17 protein-coding genes are annotated in these 16964 nt (G+C 60.4%); 7 read left to right on the plus strand and 10 right to left on the minus strand.

The features are described 5' to 3' along the window. Positions 1–4: 4 nt before the first annotated feature. Genes Q0899_RS14975 through Q0899_RS15000 form a run of 6 tightly spaced genes read right to left on the minus strand, consistent with a single transcriptional unit; the run spans position 5 to position 7073 of the window. Positions 5–1876, minus strand: coding sequence for an ABC transporter ATP-binding protein (locus tag Q0899_RS14975; protein WP_298361430.1), 1872 nt, complete (start codon positions 1874–1876; stop codon positions 5–7). Then, positions 1873–3717 carry an ABC transporter ATP-binding protein gene (locus tag Q0899_RS14980; protein WP_299193821.1) on the minus strand — a complete coding sequence of 615 codons (1845 nt, stop codon included), beginning with the start codon at positions 3715–3717 and terminating at the stop codon, positions 1873–1875. Before Q0899_RS14980 ends, Q0899_RS14975 begins: the two co-directional genes overlap by 4 nt. Before the next feature lie 36 nt (positions 3718–3753). Continuing rightward, entirely contained in the window at positions 3754–4341 is a 588-nt protein-coding gene (locus Q0899_RS14985) for a LysE family translocator (RefSeq protein ID WP_298295339.1), read from the minus strand. Continuing rightward, positions 4338–5486, minus strand: a complete 1149-nt coding sequence (locus Q0899_RS14990) for a CCA tRNA nucleotidyltransferase (protein WP_299193824.1) — start codon at positions 5484–5486, stop codon at positions 4338–4340. Before Q0899_RS14990 ends, Q0899_RS14985 begins: the two co-directional genes overlap by 4 nt. After that, complete coding sequence (locus Q0899_RS14995; protein WP_298295343.1) at positions 5483–6088, minus strand: CoA pyrophosphatase; 606 nt, start codon at positions 6086–6088, stop codon at positions 5483–5485. Before Q0899_RS14995 ends, Q0899_RS14990 begins: the two co-directional genes overlap by 4 nt. Beyond that, positions 6072–7073 (minus strand): Hsp33 family molecular chaperone HslO, encoded by a 1002-nt coding sequence (locus Q0899_RS15000; protein ID WP_299193826.1) that lies wholly within the window; start codon positions 7071–7073, stop codon positions 6072–6074. The genes Q0899_RS14995 and Q0899_RS15000 overlap by 17 nt, the downstream gene beginning before the upstream one ends. 176 nt (positions 7074–7249) lie before the next feature. Here Q0899_RS15000 and Q0899_RS15005 point away from each other — a divergent pair, with 176 nt between their 5' ends. After that, a complete protein-coding gene (locus tag Q0899_RS15005) occupies positions 7250–7690 on the plus strand; it encodes an NUDIX hydrolase (protein WP_298295347.1) in 441 nt (146 codons plus the stop codon). A gap of 3 nt (positions 7691–7693) precedes the next feature. On the opposite strand, the gene Q0899_RS15010 is transcribed toward Q0899_RS15005, so the two are convergent. Then, positions 7694–8989 carry a PP2C family protein-serine/threonine phosphatase gene (locus Q0899_RS15010; protein ID WP_299193829.1) on the minus strand — a complete coding sequence of 432 codons (1296 nt, stop codon included), beginning with the start codon at positions 8987–8989 and terminating at the stop codon, positions 7694–7696. A 131-nt stretch (positions 8990–9120) separates the two neighbouring features. On the opposite strand from Q0899_RS15010, the gene Q0899_RS15015 reads away from it, so the two are divergent. Beyond that, positions 9121–9438: an Hpt domain-containing protein gene (locus Q0899_RS15015; RefSeq protein ID WP_298295351.1), complete on the plus strand. Its 318-nt coding sequence runs from the start codon at positions 9121–9123 to the stop codon at positions 9436–9438. 9 nt (positions 9439–9447) lie between these two features. Here Q0899_RS15015 and ilvA read toward each other — a convergent pair whose 3' ends face one another. Then, a complete protein-coding gene (gene ilvA / locus Q0899_RS15020; protein WP_299193831.1) occupies positions 9448–10695 on the minus strand; it encodes a threonine ammonia-lyase IlvA in 1248 nt (415 codons plus the stop codon). A 145-nt stretch (positions 10696–10840) separates the two neighbouring features. On the opposite strand from ilvA, the gene Q0899_RS15025 reads away from it, so the two are divergent. Beyond that, positions 10841–12064 (plus strand): argininosuccinate synthase, encoded by a 1224-nt coding sequence (locus tag Q0899_RS15025; protein ID WP_299193833.1) that lies wholly within the window; start codon positions 10841–10843, stop codon positions 12062–12064. 61 nt (positions 12065–12125) lie between these two features. Here the strand turns inward: Q0899_RS15025 and Q0899_RS15030 are convergent, their stop codons facing one another. Beyond that, entirely contained in the window at positions 12126–12824 is a 699-nt protein-coding gene (locus Q0899_RS15030) for an HAD family hydrolase (RefSeq protein WP_299193835.1), read from the minus strand. Positions 12825–12972: 148 nt separating this feature from the next. Between Q0899_RS15030 and Q0899_RS15035 the strand changes: the two genes are divergently transcribed. The 3 genes from Q0899_RS15035 (at position 12973) to msrA (ending at position 15950) form a co-directional block, all read left to right on the plus strand. Further along, positions 12973–14139 (plus strand): YjgN family protein, encoded by a 1167-nt coding sequence (locus Q0899_RS15035; RefSeq protein ID WP_299193837.1) that lies wholly within the window; start codon positions 12973–12975, stop codon positions 14137–14139. Next, positions 14140–15231 carry a M48 family metallopeptidase gene (locus Q0899_RS15040; protein WP_299193839.1) on the plus strand — a complete coding sequence of 364 codons (1092 nt, stop codon included), beginning with the start codon at positions 14140–14142 and terminating at the stop codon, positions 15229–15231. An 89-nt stretch (positions 15232–15320) separates the two neighbouring features. Beyond that, positions 15321–15950, plus strand: a complete 630-nt coding sequence (msrA, locus tag Q0899_RS15045; protein WP_299193841.1) for a peptide-methionine (S)-S-oxide reductase MsrA — start codon at positions 15321–15323, stop codon at positions 15948–15950. Here the strand turns inward: msrA and Q0899_RS15050 are convergent. After that, on the minus strand, positions 15947–16234 hold the full coding sequence (locus Q0899_RS15050) for a YggT family protein (RefSeq protein WP_298361454.1): 288 nt from the start codon (positions 16232–16234) through the stop codon (positions 15947–15949). The two genes, msrA and Q0899_RS15050, sit on opposite strands and share 4 nt — an antisense overlap. Before the next feature lie 115 nt (positions 16235–16349). Here Q0899_RS15050 and Q0899_RS15055 point away from each other — a divergent pair, with 115 nt between their 5' ends. Then, entirely contained in the window at positions 16350–16877 is a 528-nt protein-coding gene (locus Q0899_RS15055) for an acyl-CoA thioesterase (RefSeq protein WP_299193844.1), read from the plus strand. Positions 16878–16964 lie beyond the last annotated feature (87 nt).

The following is a 16964-nucleotide window of genomic DNA, read 5'->3' on the forward strand; positions in this document are numbered from 1 at the left end:
GTGGCTACTCGGCTGCTTCGGTGATGCCTATAAACCCGCCGGACTGACGTTGCCAGTAGCGTGCATAAAGCCCGTTCGTCGCCAGCAACGCGTCATGCGTGCCTTGTTCGGCAATGTGGCCGTCTTCCATCACGACGATGCGGTCCATCCGCGCGATCGTGGACAGGCGGTGCGCAATGGCGATGACGGTTTTACCCTGCATAGCGACCTGAAGGGCGGCTTGGATGGAGGCCTCAACTTCGCTGTCCAAAGCCGAGGTCGCTTCATCCAGCACCAAAATGGGCGCGTCTTTGATCATAGCCCGTGCAATGGCGATCCGCTGGCGTTGACCGCCCGAAAGTTTGACACCGCGTTCACCCAAATGGGCGTCATAGCCGGTGCGCCCTTTGTGATCCTCAAGGCCTTGGATAAAGGCATGAGCTTCCGCCTTTTTGGCGGCCGCAACCACATCTGCTTCGGACGCGCCGGGTTTGCCATAGAGGATGTTGTCGCGGGCAGAACGATTGAACATCGCCGTTTCCTGCGTGACCATGCCGATCTGCTGGCGCAGGCTGTCTTGCGTGACGGCGGACACGTCCTGTCCGTCAATTTGCAGCGCGCCTTTCTCGATGTCGTAGAGCCGCAATAGCAGGGCCACCAGCGTGGACTTGCCTGCCCCGGACGCGCCGACCAAGCCCAGCTTTTCGCCCGGTTCAATGGTCAGGGTCACGTCGTCAATACCGCCAATGTCGCGGCCATAGCGGAAGGTCACGCCCTCGAATGACACCCGCCCTTGACTGACCTGAAGCGACTTGGCGCCCCAACGGTCGACCAGTTGATGAGGTGGGGTCAGGGTCCTCATCCCGTCCTCAACCTCACCAATGTTGGCGTACATCCCCATCAGCGCGAAGCTGACCCACCCGGTCATTTGCGCAATGCGGATTGACACTGAACCCGCTGCGGCAATGTCGCCCGTGCTTGCCCCGCCGCCTTGCCACAGCAGCACGGTGCCACCGATCAGCAGGATCGGCAGGATGCCCGCCGTGGCCATGAGCGCGAAGCGGAAACCAGTGGACAAAGCGCCAAACTCCAACGCGCGGTCGCGCAGGGTTGCCATGGCACCCAGGGCGCTTTCGTCTTCGTGCCGCGCATGGCCGAACAGCTTCACGGTCTTGATGTTGGTGATCGTGTCCACCACTTGCCCGGTCACCATGGTCCGGGCCCCCGCCCGCGCGGCAGAGCGTTTGCGGATGCGGGGCATGAACCAGCGGATCATGAAGATGTAGCCAATGAGCCAGACCAGCAGAACGAACGCCATCCAGCCGTTGATGGTGAACAGCAACAGGACCGAGCCGACGATAGAGGCCAAGGCGAAGAACACCACGTTAATGGTTTCCGCGGTTACATCCGTCAGGGCGCGGGCGGTCTGCATCTGCTTCTGCGCAATGCGGCCAGCGAAGTCGCTGTCGAAATAATCCACCGAATGCCCGAGCGTCCAGCGGTGCAGACGGCTTTGGATCAGCGGGTAGACATTCGGCGGCACCACGATGCCGTTGAACGCGGCGCTTATCCCGAAGGTGAGCGGGCGGAGCAACAGGAAGAACCCGACAAACAGGAGCACCAACGGCCAGTTGGTGGCGAAGAACTCTGACGGTGCGGTGACGGTCGCAGCGTCGATTACCCACCCCAGCAACAGCGCGGTTAGGGCCTCCATCGTACCTGCAATCGCAGAGAACACGGCGGCGATTCCAAGCACCGGCCACGACCCTGCCAAACACCATTTGCAAAACGCCCAGAGCGTGCGCGGCGGCGGGCTTTCGGCGGGCTGGAAGGCGTCGATAAGATTGCCGAGCCGTGCCAGCACCGGTTCAAGCCGTTTGAGTGCTTCGTTGATCATTCCGCCGCCTCGGTGGTGTTCAGGAAGCCGCCCGATTGCCGCTGCCAGAACCCAGCATATAGCCCGCCCTGCGCCAAAAGCGCGTCATGCGTGCCATTTTCCACGATGCGCCCTTCTTCGATGACCACAATGCGGTCGAGCCGCGCAATGGTGGACAAACGGTGCGCAATTGCGATCACGGTTTTGCCCTCCATCACGCCATAAAGCGTGTCTTGGATCGCGGCCTCTACCTCGCTGTCCAACGCGCTGGTGGCTTCGTCCAACACCAGAATGGGCGCATTCTTCAGGATCACCCGAGCAAGGGTGATCCGCTGGCGCTGCCCGCCCGACAGTTTCACGCCGCGCTCGCCGACATGAGCATCATAGCCCTTGCGGCCTTCGGGGTCCGACAGGTCGTGAATGAATTCATCCGCCTCGGCACGCTTGGTGGCCTCGATCATGTCGGCCTCTGATGCGTCGGGGCGGCCATACAGAACGTTGTCGCGCACCGAACGGTGCAGCAAAGTGCTTTCCTGACTGACCATACCGATATGGCTGCGCAGGCTGTCTTGGGTCACGTCGCGGATGTTCTGGCCGTCCACCAGCACGTCGCCTTGTTCCGCGTCGTAGAACCGCAAAAGCAGCTTGACCAACGTCGATTTGCCCGACCCGGACCGGCCTACGATGCCCACCTTTTCGCCCGGCGCAATGTCCAGCGACAGGCCGTTCAGCCCACCCACGGCGCCGCCATAGTGGTGCGACAGGTTGCGGATTTTGATCTCGCCTTCGGTCAGGTGCAGCGGTTTGGCGTTGCGGCTATCCACCAAGGTGATCGGCTGCGCGATGGTCTCCATCCCCTCCGACACCACGCCCAGCGAGCGGAAGAAGGAGGACAGCGCCCACATGATCCAGCCGGTCATCGCGTTCAGCCGCAGGGTCAAAGCCGTGGCCGCCGCCACGCCGCCCACGGTGGCCGTGCCCTGCGACCAAAGCCAGATAGACCAGCCCACGACGCCCACGATCAGCAGCCCGTTCAGCGTCATCAGCATCAGGTCCATCATGGTGAAAATCCGCATCTCGCGCGCAAACGTTTGGCGGGTGTTCTCAATCGCCTCCTTGGCAAAATCGATTTCGCGGTCGTGATGGGCAAACAGCTTGACCGAATGGATGTTGGTGTAGCTGTCGACCACACGCCCCGTCACCTGGCTGCGCGCGTCTGACGACGCTTTCGACGCTGGGCCGACCCGCTTCATGGTCCATGCCACCAGCCACGCGTAAAGCAGCAGCCAGATGGTCAGCGGGATGGCCAGTCGCGGGTCCGCATCCGCCAGCAAGATGGCCGCACCCACGAAATAGGCCAGCGAGAAGGTGATCGCGTCGAACACTTGAAAGATCGCCTCCCCCGCGGCGGGGGGTGTCTGCATGATGCGGTTGGCGATGCGGCCGGCAAAGTCATTCTCGAACCACCCCACCGATTGGCGCAGCACGTGCTTATGCGCGCGCCAGCGGAAGAGCGTGCCGTAATTCGGCAGGATGGCGTTGTTCAATATGCCGACATCCAAGGCTTGGATCATCGGGCGTAGGAAGACGATGAACAGCGCGACGGCAATGATCTCGAAACCGTGATCCGCCATGAAGGTCGCGGGGTCCGAAGTCCCAAGGATGTCAACCACCCGGCCCATGTAGTAGATCAGTCCGATCTCGACTGCGGCGACCACCAACGACAGGATACCGGCGATCCAGAACAGCTTTTTGAATGGTGCGGAATAGGCCTTGAAGAATGGCCACAGCTTGGTCGGCGGGGCGTCGACTTCGTCGTACGCCACATAGGGGTCTACCAGATTTTCAAGGTATCGAAACATAGCATCGCCTCTGCTCAGCCGTTCCGTATATCGTCTTTACGACAGGAATACCATCACTGCTGAGGCCGCAAGCGCCAGGGCCATCACGGTGGTGAATATCTGCCATGCCTGCGGGGTCCTCAAAAGGTAAGTCAGCAAGGACCCGGCATAGCTCCAAAACAAGCAAACAAAGAGGTTTATGCCGCTGAACGCTGTGGCCAACCGAATGGCCTCACCCGACGGAGACAGCCCTGAGCTATATCCCGCTGATGCGGCCAGGGCGACGGCCCAAACCTTGGGGTTCACCCATTGAAACAGCACCGCCTCGATGAAGGTGAAGGGGCGATCTTTCGTTTTGGCCTGCGGCCCGGACCGCGATCGAAACAGCTTCCACGCCATCCACATAATCCATGCGACAGCGATGAGCTTAAGCGCCAAGGCAAGCGTAGGCTGTGCCAGCAGCAAGGCGCCGATGCCAAAGCCCGTCAGCCCCGACGTCACGCCCACCCCGGCTGCGACGCCCAAGACATGCGGCAGCGTCGGGCGGAAGCCAAACCGCGCCCCTGACGCGGTAAGCAAAATTACGTTCGGCCCGGGGGAGAACAGTCCGGCAAACACAAAGATATACAGGGGGTCGATATTCATAAGTCCAACAGGGCAGCGCGAGACGAGGTGAAGTCGGACGCGATCCACTCCTGCTTGAGTTGGCGTAGCTTCTCGCCAAGATCCGCGCCCTGAAAGGCCGGCATCAAATCGGCGGCTTTGATCGGAAACTCCGCCGCTGCGCCGCGCGCAATTTCATCTTCCAGGTCGGGGTCAACCGGCCGCTGCAAGCTCGCCGCCCGGACCAAGGCGACATTGCGGGCATGGCCTGAGCCAAAGCGGTAGGCCAGCTCGGCCACCGATGCGTCTGACGCCAAGTCGCCCCGAGCCATTGCAAGGTCTGACGCATCGCTGTTGGAAAGACGCCAATCCGCTTTGAGGTCTCCGCCACCCAGCGCCAAGGCCCGGCGACTCCAATCCGGTGTCATGCCGTTTTCCAGATGCACCAAGATCGCCAAAATGCCAGCGTCCGCGCCGGGCATGACCCGCGCCAGAATACCCGACTGCCCCATCGCCGCCACAGCGGGGGCGGGGTCGGGCGCTGACAGCAATTTGCACATCTCCGCCCCGACTCGTTCGCGAGACAGACCGTCCAGACCGTCAGCGCCTTCGGCGCAGGCGGCTAGGCCCTCGGCGTCAATGCCCTCGCCGGGGTCGCCGTACCAGGCGTAGAACCGGAAGAACCTTAGGATACGAAGATAATCCTCAGCGATGCGAGCGCCGGCATCGCCGATGAACCTGATGTTCCGGCGTGCCACATCGTCAAGGCCACCTGTCGGATCCAGAACCGAGCCGTCCCGACCCGCATAAAGCGCGTTCATCGTGAAATCACGCCGCCGCGCGTCCTCCTCAACGGTGGCAGAGTAAGCCACTGTGGCATGGCGACCATCGGTGGCGACGTCTTTGCGAAACGTGGTTATCTCGAACGGGATGTCGTCCGAGATGACGGTGACGGTGCCATGGCTCATCCCGGTGGGGATCACGCGCAACCCGGCATCTTCGCAAAGCGCGGATACGGTGGGCGGCGTCGCATCGGTCGCCATGTCAATATCTGCCACGGGTTGATCCAGAAGAGCGTTACGCACGCATCCGCCCACGCAAAACAGCTGATGCCCGGCGGTTTCAAACAGGTCAAACAGGGCTTGCGTGCCCGCGCCGTTCAGCCATGTGCCGGTCACCTGCGTCATGTCTGCACCCGTTCCGCCAGCCCGCGCAGCATCCGCGCGGTCGCGCCCCAGATGTAGTAGGGGCCGTATGGAACGGTATAGTAGAGCCGCTTTTGGCCCTGCCACATGCGGCCTTCGACGATGTAATTGTCGGGTCTCAGCACATGGGACAGCGGCACGTCGAAAACCTCTGCGACCTCGCCGATTTCTGAAATGGGCTCAAAGCGTCGCGTCAGGCGGGCGATGAACGGCGTGACCGAAAAGCCCGTGACGGTCTCGTGGGCCGGTAGGGTGCCTATCATGTCGACGGCGTCGCTTGGCAGGGCGATCTCTTCGCGGGCCTCACGCAGAGCGGCGGCGCGCAGATTGACGTCGGTGTCGTCCTTCTTGCCGCCGGGAAACGCGATTTGGCCGGGGTGGTGCTTCAGTCCGGAGGCGCGCTTGGTCAACGTCACCCGTGGCGCGCCATCCAGATCATTCAGCACGATCAGCACAGCGGCGTCGCGCAAGACGCGCCCCTCAGGTAAAACCACGCCTGGGTTCAGGTCAAAGTCAGAGGAGGCCGCGCCGGGGTGTTCCAGCGCGGCCCCAATCCGTTTTATCAGATCACTTGAGCGGGTCATCCGCACCTTCAGCCTCAAACCCGAGCGTCGCCGGGTCCAGCACGTAATGCGCGCCGCAGAACTGGCAATCCGCGGTCAACGTGCCCTCATCAGTGGTCATATGACCGATGTCCTTGGCCGAATAGATCGACATGGACTGCCGGACTTTTTCCTCCGAACAGGTGCAGCCAAAAGTGACCGGGGTCGCGTCATAGACGATGGGGCGCTCTTCATGGAACAGTCGCACCAACAGGTCGGTCGGGGCGACCGATGGGCCTATCAACTCCATCTCTTCCACAGTGTCCAACAGCACGTTGGCGCGGGTCCAGTTTTCACCCTCTTCGCCGTCCAGCAGGTCGGCGCCGTCCAGCAATCCCGCGTCGCCGGTGGCGTCGTCCTTTGCCATCAATGGCGAGGCTTTTGGCATATGCTGCAACATTACGCCGCCCGCCCGCCAGGTGGCGTCCTGGCCTGGTTCCTGGCTGCGGCCATAGGTCAACGCAAACCGCGTCGGCAGTTGCTCGGATTGGGCAAAGTAGGTGCCGGCACAGGCCGCAAGGCTGCCGCCCGCCAAAGGCGTGATGCCCTGATACGGTTTGCTGCCTTTGCCCTGATCAATCAGGATCGCGAAGTAGCCTTTGCCAATCTGCTCAAAATGCGGCGCGTCGGGGCGCAGTTTCTCGTCGTCGTAGCTGGCATAGGCGCGGATGCGCGCCGGCGCGCCTTCCTTGGTGGGACCATAGTAATCCGTGGCGATCAGGCGCAACGGGCCGTCGCCGCGAATTTGCAGCGACAACTTCCAGCGCAAATCAATGGTCTGTCCGATCAAAGCGGTCAGCAAAGCGGCTTCGGCCACGGCGGCCTCGACGGCCGGTGGGTAGCTGTGCTGCATCAGGACCTGATCCAACACCCCGTCCAGCCGCGCAACGCGGCCCCGGATGTCGGAGCGGTCCAGTTGGAAGGGCAGGACTGTGTCGTCCCACGCGATTTTTTGTCCAAGTGTCATGGGGATACCCTTTGCGCCTTTTGTTGGCATACCGCGTCTATATAGGCGGGGCAATCCTGTGACCAAGGGGGCGTTTGGGTGCGTGGCGCAGCCCCGCTGCCCGGTTTGTGCATGGCATCTGGCGTGGCAGGCTGGCAGAAAGGGCGTGCAACCCCGGCCGCAGAAAGGCGAAACACGTGATCAAACGCTATGGGGAGGCCATCCGGGCCGACCAATCCTACCGCATCCGCCATGGCGCCTATGCCATTTTGTGGACAGGGGAAAAGATGCTGGTGACGTTCCAGTCCGAACCCGCGCCGGAATTGCAGTTGCCCGGTGGTGGAATTGACCCGGGTGAAAGCCCGTTGTCGGGTTTGCACCGCGAGGTCATAGAGGAAACCGGCTACACCATTTCGGAGCCTCGCCGGCTGGGCGCGTTCCGGCGTTACGTCTACATGCCGGAATACGGTTACTGGGCCGAAAAAATTTGCCGCATCTATTTTGCGCGACCTGTCATGCGCCGCTCACCTCCGTTGGAACCTCACCATGAGGCGCGGTGGGTCACGCCAGCGGTCGCAATGCGCGATTTGGGCAACCCTGGCGACCGCGCATTCGTCCAAAACTTTTTTGGCCGATAGCCCTCAGCCGTCATATTCAAAGATCAACCCCGACACGTCGTCGGAAAATTCGGATGTGCCGCAGAAAACCTCCAGATCGACCAACACATCGTTCAGAATTTCGGCCCCGTCTCGTCCGGGTGTGCGCTGCAACATCCCGATCAGGCCCGCCTCGTCCAACGGCTCGCCTTGCGGGTTTTCGGCTTCGGTCACGCCATCGGAGTAGAGGATCAGCTTGTCGTTCGGTCTAAGCTTCGCATTGAAGCTGTCATAGCGCGCATCCGGCAGCAGCCCGATGGGCATCCCGCCTCCTCCAAGCTCTTCAATCTGGCCATCTGCTCGCAGGATCATTGGGTGCGGGTGCCCGGCCTGCACGCAATTCATGCGCCCCGTTTTGAGGTCAACCATGGCAAGAGCCATGGTGAAATAGTGATCTGTCTCCATCTCCCGCAATAGGGTCTGGTTCAGCAGCTTGACGGTTTCGGCCGGGTTGCGGGCGACAAAGACCCCGTGGCCCTGATCCACCAGCGCGATGTTCTGGGTCGGAGACTGCCCGCTCAGATATCCGGCAAGCCGCGCCGTCATCAAGGCGGAGGCAACACCATGCCCGGAGACATCAAGCGAAAAGAGCCCGACCATCGTGTCACTGACGCGGAATTGCCCGACCAGGTCGCCGCCGACATGGCCGCTGGGTTTCAGCATCAAGGCGGCGCGGCCCCTGCCGAACTCGACCTCGGTTTCCGGTACCAGCGACTCTTGCAGCCGCCGCGCTTCCGACAGGTCGCGTTCCACATTGTCATACAGCGACTGGATGGTGGTTAAGGCGTTGTTTAACACCCGGTTCTTCTGAACCAGCTGGGAATGCATGGCCACGATACGTTCCCCCGCGCGCAGGCGGGCTTTCAATTCGCCGAAGACAAAAGGCTTGGTCAAAAAATCATCCGCGCCGGAATTCAGCCCCTCGGCGACTTCGCGGCTCTCGGCCTTGCTGGTCAGCAGGATGAAATAGCCGTAGCTTTCCCGTTCCAGCTGCCGGAAAGCATGGCAAAATTCGGGACCGTTCATGCCGGGCATCATCCAGTCGCTGATCACCATGGTGATGTCATGTTCGCGGCAGATCGCAAGGCCGTCCATTGCCGACTCCGCCTCCAGGACGTCGTAGCCCCATTTGCTGAGGGACTTCATCAACATCGCGCGTTGCATGGCGCTGTCATCCACAACAAGCACCAGCGGCGGGGCGTCAGGGTTCGTGACGCCTTCGTCATCCCAAAGGTCAGGCGTTGAAATGTCTTGTATCGGAAATAGACTTGCTCGGCTCATAGGGGCCTCATGAGGCACCTACTCTTAAGATGGCGTAAACGTTAAAATGCGACTGAAAAACTCCCCGGGGGAAGGAAGTTCTTAAGGGATTTGCGGTCTGCTTCGACGCGCAGAACGGATAGGTAAGTGATATGGTCGATTGGGTGCGCACAGAAGAACTTCGCCAGGATTTCGGGGAAGAAGATTTTCTCGAAATCGCGGGCATGTTTATCGCGGAGGTGGAAGAAAGGCTGGCCTCTTTGGCCGGAAAATCGCCCGCCAGCCTGTCGGAGGATTTTCATTTCCTCAAAGGCAGCGCGGCAAATCTTGGGTTTCATTCCTTTCAGGTTGCTTGCAGTCAGGCCGAAACGGCTCCGCAGCATGCCGATTTGGCTCATATCAATGAATTGTTCGCGACCTCCAAGGACGCATTCCTGGACCGATATCAGCGCGACAAACAGGTGGCCTGACGTGCAGGCCTAAATCAGAAACTCAGACAGTACGGGGTCATTGGTGATATCGCGGTGTTCAAATCCTGCGATCTCCATTTTTTCAAACAGGTCATCAAAAGTGGCCGCGTCCTCCGTCTCGATGCCGATGAGCACCGTACCAAAGTTGCGGGCCGACTTCTTCAAATATTCAAACCGCGCGATGTCGTCATTTGGCCCCAGAAGGTCAAGAAATTCGCGCAAAGCGCCCGGGCGTTGCGGCATGCGCAAGATCAGGTATTTCTTGCGCCCCGCGTAGCGCATGGCGCGCTCCTTCACCTCCGGCAGCCGTTCGAAATCGAAGTTCCCGCCCGAGGTCACGCAAACAACGGTCTTGCCCTTCACCAAGGGGCGTAATTCGTCCATCACGTCCAGCACCAACGCGCCTGCGGGCTCCAGCACGATTCCCTCGACATTCAGTAGCTCGATGATGGTGGTGCAAATCCTGTCTTCGGGCGCGCTGAGGACATGGTCCGGTTTCACCCCGGACAGTTCGGCAAATGTATGATTGCCGATGCGGGCGACGGCCGCGCCGTCAACGAAATTGTCCACATGGGGCAGTGTTGTCGGGGCGCCACTTGCCAATGCGGCGGCAAGGCTGGCACCGCCGGCAGGTTCCGCATATCGAAACGCGGTTGAGGGGGCGGTCAGCGACATGAATTTCGTCACCCCCGCCGACAACCCGCCGCCGCCGACGGGCAAGACCACCAAATCGGGCGCGTGTTCCAGGCCGTCCAGGATTTCAACCGCGACCGAGGCCTGGCCTTCAATCACATCCACATCGTCGAACGGTGCCAGAAAATGCGCGCCAGTCTCGGCGCAATGCGCTTGCGCGGCCGCGAGGGTCTGGTCGAAGTAATCCCCGGTTAACCTTATCTTGACGTTTTCGCCGCCAAAGGCCCGGGTCTTGTCGATCTTCTGCTGGGGCGTGGTGATCGGCATGAAAATCTCGCCGCGAACCTCAAAGCTCTTGCACATATAGGCAAACCCCTGCGCGTGGTTCCCGGCGCTTGCGCAGACAAAGTTCCGTTGGTCGGGGTTCAGCGCGCGCTGCTTGCGCATTGCGTTGAATGCGCCGCGTATCTTGTAAGACCGAACCGGCGACAGATCTTCGCGCTTCAGCCAGATGTTGGCGTCAAATTTGTCGGACAGGTAGTCATTGCGCTGCAGCGGGGTGGCGTCGAAGACCTGGCGCATCTGGGCCGTTGCGCGGCGCGCCGCCGTTTCAAAATCGGTCATGTTGATGTGTCGTGCCCCTTGGAATTGATGCCGCTCAGTTAACGCCTGATCGCGCTCAGCCGTCAATCACATCGGCGCGCGGCCTTGCGTCCCATCTGCGAAGGCGGTATCGCCCGCCAAACACCCAATCTTCGGAGACGTTTTGATGTCCGCGCCCAAAAAAGTTGTTCTCGCCTATTCCGGTGGCCTTGATACCTCGATCATTTTGAAATGGTTGCAGACCGAATATGGCTGCGAGGTTGTCACCTTCACCGCCGACCTTGGTCAGGGCGAAGAGCTGGAGCCCGCGCGCAAGAAGGCGGAACTGTTGGGCATCAAACCCGAAAACATCTTCATCGAGGATGTGCGCGAAGAATTTGTGCGTGACTTCGTTTTCCCGATGTTTCGGGCCAATGCGGTCTATGAAGGGCTCTACCTGCTGGGCACGTCGATCGCGCGGCCATTGATCTCGAAACGGTTGGTTGAAATTGCGGAGGCAACCGGCGCTGACGCGGTGTCCCACGGCGCGACGGGCAAGGGCAACGATCAGGTGCGGTTCGAACTTAGCGCATATGCGTTGAACCCCGACATCAAGGTCATTGCACCGTGGCGGGAGTGGGATTTGTCGTCGCGCACCAAATTGCTGGAATTCGCCGAGGCAAACCAGATCCCGATTGCCAAGGACAAACGCGGCGAAGCACCGTTCAGTGTAGACGCGAACCTTCTGCACACCTCGTCCGAGGGCAAGGTTCTGGAAGACCCAGCCGAGATGGCGCCGGACTACGTATACCAGCGGACCGTGCATCCCGAAGATGCGCCCGAGACCCCGGAATATGTGGAAGTCGGGTTTGAGAGGGGCGATGCGGTCAGCATCAATGGCGAGGCGATGTCGCCAGCGTCCGTCCTGGCCAAGCTGAACGAACTGGGCGGAAAGCATGGCTGCGGCCGCCTTGATCTGGTCGAGGGGCGGTTTGTCGGCATGAAGTCCCGCGGCGTGTACGAGACCCCGGGGGGAACTTTGCTGTTGGAGGCCCATCGCGGGATTGAGTCGATCACGCTCGACCGGGGGGCGGCACATCTGAAGGACGAGCTGATGCCGCGCTATGCGGAACTGATCTACAATGGCTTCTGGTTCTCACCGGAGCGCGAGATGTTGCAAGCGGCAATCGATGCCTCGCAGGCGCACGTCACGGGGACCGTGAAGCTGAAGCTCTACAAGGGTTCGGCGCGGACGGTTGGCCGGTGGTCTGACCATTCGCTCTATTCCGAGGCGCATGTGACGTTTGAGGAAGACGCAGGGGCCTATGATCAGACGGATGCGGCGGGCTTTATTCAACTCAACGCGCTGCGGCTCAAACTGCTGGCCGCACGCGACAAGCGGTTCAAGTAAACGAAAAGGTTCCCCGCGGGGAACCTTCTAAGCCTCTGAATGTAATCACTTTAACCTGATGTTAACTAGGTTTGAGCCTCTGCGTGCGCAAAATCGCGTATGCTGGCAGGGCATCCTCGCACAGCTCTGCAAGATGTCCTGAAAGGTCCGGCAACGGACCTTCGGGCCCCGCAAAGCCCGTGCTCTTGTGGACGGCGTTGTACCAGTGTTGTGCCCAGATGCCATCTTCGGCGATGCCGCCTGATGGCCAAGACAGCATAGCCGGGTCGAAATCCAGATCCAGCGCGGCGCAGAGCGCACGCAACATCGCTTCGGGGTTGTCCCGGATATCGGCGCTGTCGATGACAATGCCGCCGAATTCCTCATACAGGTCGATTTGCTGTTCGACGCCGATATCGTTCAGCGTCACCTCTTCCCGCTTGGCCTGATAGCTGGCCAGCACCCGGGCCGGATGACGAATTAGGAAGACATGGCGGCAGTCCTCAGCCCAGCCCATGGGGGTCTGTTCCAAGATGTGATGACACATATGTTTTTGATAGACATGCGGGCGCCCCTCGACCGCGCAGGAGGCCGCGGCCTTTTCCCAGTCGCTTTCATGCGCCTTGATCACGTCAGAGGCCATGGGATGGGGCAGGCCGGTTTCGCGCAGAAAAGATCCGTAAAACGGTTCATCCATGACGGTGAAATCGGTGCGGTTTGCGAAACTGTACATCATCGCGGTGGACAGGTTGCGCGGGCCGGACCAGCAGGCAATTTTCATGGCTCAATCCCCATTCTTTGACATCACTAGAGCGCGTATCCCATCGACAAGAAAGCGGCTTTTTGGGCCGGAAAGAAAGGGGATTCACAAGACAGGGCGGCAGAGATACGATTACCCCCAAGTAATTAACCAAAAAAGGGACAGTGCAATGAGTGACCTGAGTTCGGGCGGAACCCAGCAGTTTGAGTTTCGCGGAAAGGCCGGCGAGTGGTTCGGCATCTGGATCGTGAACCTGCTGCTGAGCATCATTACAATCGGCATCTATTCGGCATGGGCCAAGGTGCGCACCAAGAAATATTTCTACAACCACACCTTCGTTCAGGACCGCAATTTTGACTACCACGCAACCGGCGGGCAAATCCTGATTGGCCGCCTGATTTTCATCGGTGGCTATGTCGCGTTCTCGCTGATCATTTCGCTGGTGCCGTTCCTTGGCATCATCCTGGTGCTCGGCTTGCTGGTGTTGATCCCGTGGCTGATCGTGAAATCCATGCAGTTCAACGCGCGGGTTTCCAGCTTCTCCAACGTACGGTTCAACTTTGTGGGCAAGACAGGGCGCGCCTTTGTGGTCTTCATCCTGATGCCGATCGTGGCCTATATCGTGATCGCGGCGCTTTTGGGCGGCGGCGGCGCATTGGCATTTACCAGCGGCAGCGTGGCCCTGGGCGCAATTTTGGGCATTGCGGGTATTGTCGTGATGTTCTTTGCCTTCCCGATCGTGGACAAAGCCGTCAAGCAATACGTGGTGAACAACTACCGTTTGGGCAATGCCGAATTTCTGCTTGATGTCTCCTTGAAACCCTTCGTCAAAGCCTTCGGCTTTGCGTTCGGATGGGTTTTGGTGGTGGGCCTGCTGTCGGCCCTGCTTCTGGGCAACAGCGTTGTTGGCGCATTTGAAGCGCTGGAAGCGCTGGACAACGGCGGCGACCCGGACCCGGCGGCGCTTGGAGTTCTTGGCCTTTTGTATCTGTTGTTCTTTGTGGCCCTGCTGCCCGCAGGGTTCATCTATCAGGCCATGATCCGCAACACGATGTACAACAACACCACCCTGACAGGCGGACACCAATTCCGGTCCACCGTTGGCCCGGCGAAGCTTTTGTGGATCGCGTTGTCCAATGCGATTGTTGTGGCCTTTACCTTGGGGCTGATGCTGCCATGGGCGCATGTGCGGATGCACAAATACCTGGCGACACAGACCTTCCTGATCCCCGGCGGGTCGCTAGATGATTTTGTGGGCAAGCAGGTGGAAGACGGCATGTCAGTCGCGGATGCCTATACCGATCTGGAAGGCGTCGACTTCGGGATGCCCCTGTAAGTGGCCGCCACCGATCCGTATCAACGCTTTGGCCTGTCCGTAGAAGGACGGGCCTTTGCATCTAACAGCTCTGCGCAGATTGCGGCGCGGCTGTTGACCCGCGCGCCCGTTCAGGGCGAAGGGTCGGGGCCAGACGACGTTGTCGTCGACATAGTCGATAACACCGGCACAGTTATCACCTCTGCCCCGCTAAGCCAGATCCGCGTTGACCCGCCAATTGGGACAGCCGCCCGAAAGCTGCATTTTCCCGACCGCGCCCTTTACGAGACCGACGACCGCGCAGAGATCGCCGCGTTGACGGGCAAAACCTACGGCGAAAAGCTGAACGAATACGAGGCCGTTCGCCCGCGCCTGATCGGGTTTGTAGCGGCGGCGATTGTTGGCTGCATCATCATCTGGAAATACGGGTTGGACCTGCTGGTTGCGGGCGCGATTGCGCTGACCCCGCCCGTATTGGTGGAACAGCTGGACAAAGGCACCCTGCAAACCATCGACTTTGCCATGCGCGCCCAACCCACCACGCTGGATGACGCCGAGCAGGAGCGCATCAGGGCCATCTTCACCAACCTGCTGGCCGCGCTGCCCGCCGACGACGTGAACGACGCCAATTTCAACCTGCTGTTTCGCAACATGGAAAAGGTGGGGCCGAACGCCTTTGCCCTGCCGGGCGGTACAGTGATCATGACCGACCAATTCGCGCAACGCTTCGGGCAAGACGACGTGTTGGCGGGGGTGCTGGGCCATGAGATCGGGCATGTGGTTGAGAAGCACGGGCTGACGCAGACCTACCGGTCGTTGGGGCTCTATTTCATCATTGGCTTCCTTGCGGGCGACACCGGCCCGTTCATTGAAGACATTTTGCTGGAGGGCAACCTGCTGTTGTCGTTGAGCTTCTCGCGCAAGCATGAGGCGGAGGCAGACAAATTCGGCGTCTCCCTGACGCGGGACGCGGGCTACAACCCCGCGGGGCTGAAGCTGTTCTTCCTGGAGATGTCGAAAAAAGGCGTGGAGCCGGTGGAATGGCTGTCGACCCACCCCAACAGCGGCGAACGGGTCAAACAGATTGACGGGTACGTGGACGCCCTGGATTGATCACCGATTGGTGAGCTCACGCGGTCGTGGGTTGAGATGCGCCGCCGCCCCCTAGATCGTACCGCAAGCGTTAGATCAGGAGTGCTCCCATGCTGAAACCCGTTTTCCTTGCCGCCGCTTTCGCCATGCTGGCGGGCGGCGCCTATGCTGAGACCAAGACCATCACCGTTGCGGGGGGCTGTTTCTGGTGCGTGGAATCGGATTTTGAAAGTGTGCCGGGCGTTAAAGGTGCTGTTTCGGGATTTGCGGGCGGCAAGCTGGCCAACCCGACCTACAAGCAGGTGACCAAAGGCGGGACCGGCCACTACGAGGCGGTGCAGATCACCTACGACAACGCCAAGCTGCCGCTGGGCAAGCTTTATGACATGTTCTTCCGTTCGGTCGACCCGACGGATGCGGGCGGGCAGTTCTGCGATCGCGGCGCCAGCTACCGCACCGCGCTGTTTGTCAGCAACGGGGCGGAGCAGCAGGCCGCCGAAGCCGCCAAAGCGCGCGCCGAGGCGGAGCTGGGTCAGAAGATCGTCACGCCGATTTTGCGGGCCGGGCCGTTTTACGCCGCCGATGCGGGGCATCAGGACTACTACAAGAGCAACGACAAGGTGCTGACCCGTTTCGGGTTGGTGTCCAAGGCCAAGGCCTACAAGAAATACCGCAACGCCTGCGGCCGCGACCAGCGGGTCAAGCAGCTTTGGGGCAGCGCCGCGCCGTTTGCGTCTTAGAGGAAGAAGCTGGCGTTGTTGTGCAGGATGATCTCGATCGCGTAGACGCCCAGCAATGCCACCAGCGGGCTGAGATCCATGCCACCGATGTTCGGCACAAAACGGCGAATGGGGCCGTAGATCGGCTCCAGCAACCTCTGCAGACCAAACCATAGCTGCGCCACGATGGGTTGGCGCAGGTTCACCACGTTGAAGCTGATCAACCAGCTCATGATGAAGTGGATGATAATGACGGTGCGCACCACGCCGATCAGCAATAGCAGGATTTGAAACAGGGACGTCATGAGTGGCTCCGATTTGGTCTGTTCAAGACAGGTAGTGCGCGGGCGTCCTTTGCGCAAGATGGGCGTGACGCGTGGTTCGGGTTGACCTCGCGGCCAGAAGCGCCAACTGAGGGGCATGTACCCTGTCATCCGCCTGATCAAAGAATTCGTAAAATTCCGCAATGCCCCCGATTTGGGGCTGACGGACACGCATGTGTCGACCCATCGCTGCTGGCCGTGGGACATTGACCTGTGGATGGAGCTGAACAACGGCCGCACCCTGACCTTGTACGACCTGTCCCGCCTGCCGCTCGCTAAACGCGCGGGGCTGATCCGCGCATTGAACGACAACAAATGGGGGCTGACCATGGCGGGCGCGTCGGTGCGGTATCGCCGCCGCGTGCGGATGTTTCAGAAGGTCGAAATCCGGTCGCGCGCCGTCTGCTGGGATGACAAATTTCTGTATCTGGAGCAATCCATGTGGAGCAAGGGGGAGGCGACCTCGCATATCCTCTATCGTGCAGCGGTGACGGACAAAAACGGCATCGTGCCAACTGCGAAAATTGTGGAGGCCGTGGCACCTGGTGCCGAAACGCCAGATGTTCCCAACTGGATCGCGGCATGGATCGACGCCGAGGCGCGGCGCCCATGGCCGCCATTCTAAAGCTGACGCTGACGTAAGCGTCACAAATTAAGGTAAGTTTTACCTTGCCTCCGATAGTTTCCGGGTGGTTAATCCACGACATAGTCT

The organism is uncultured Litoreibacter sp., from assembly GCF_947501785.1.
Classification (GTDB): Bacteria; Pseudomonadota; Alphaproteobacteria; order Rhodobacterales; family Rhodobacteraceae; genus Litoreibacter.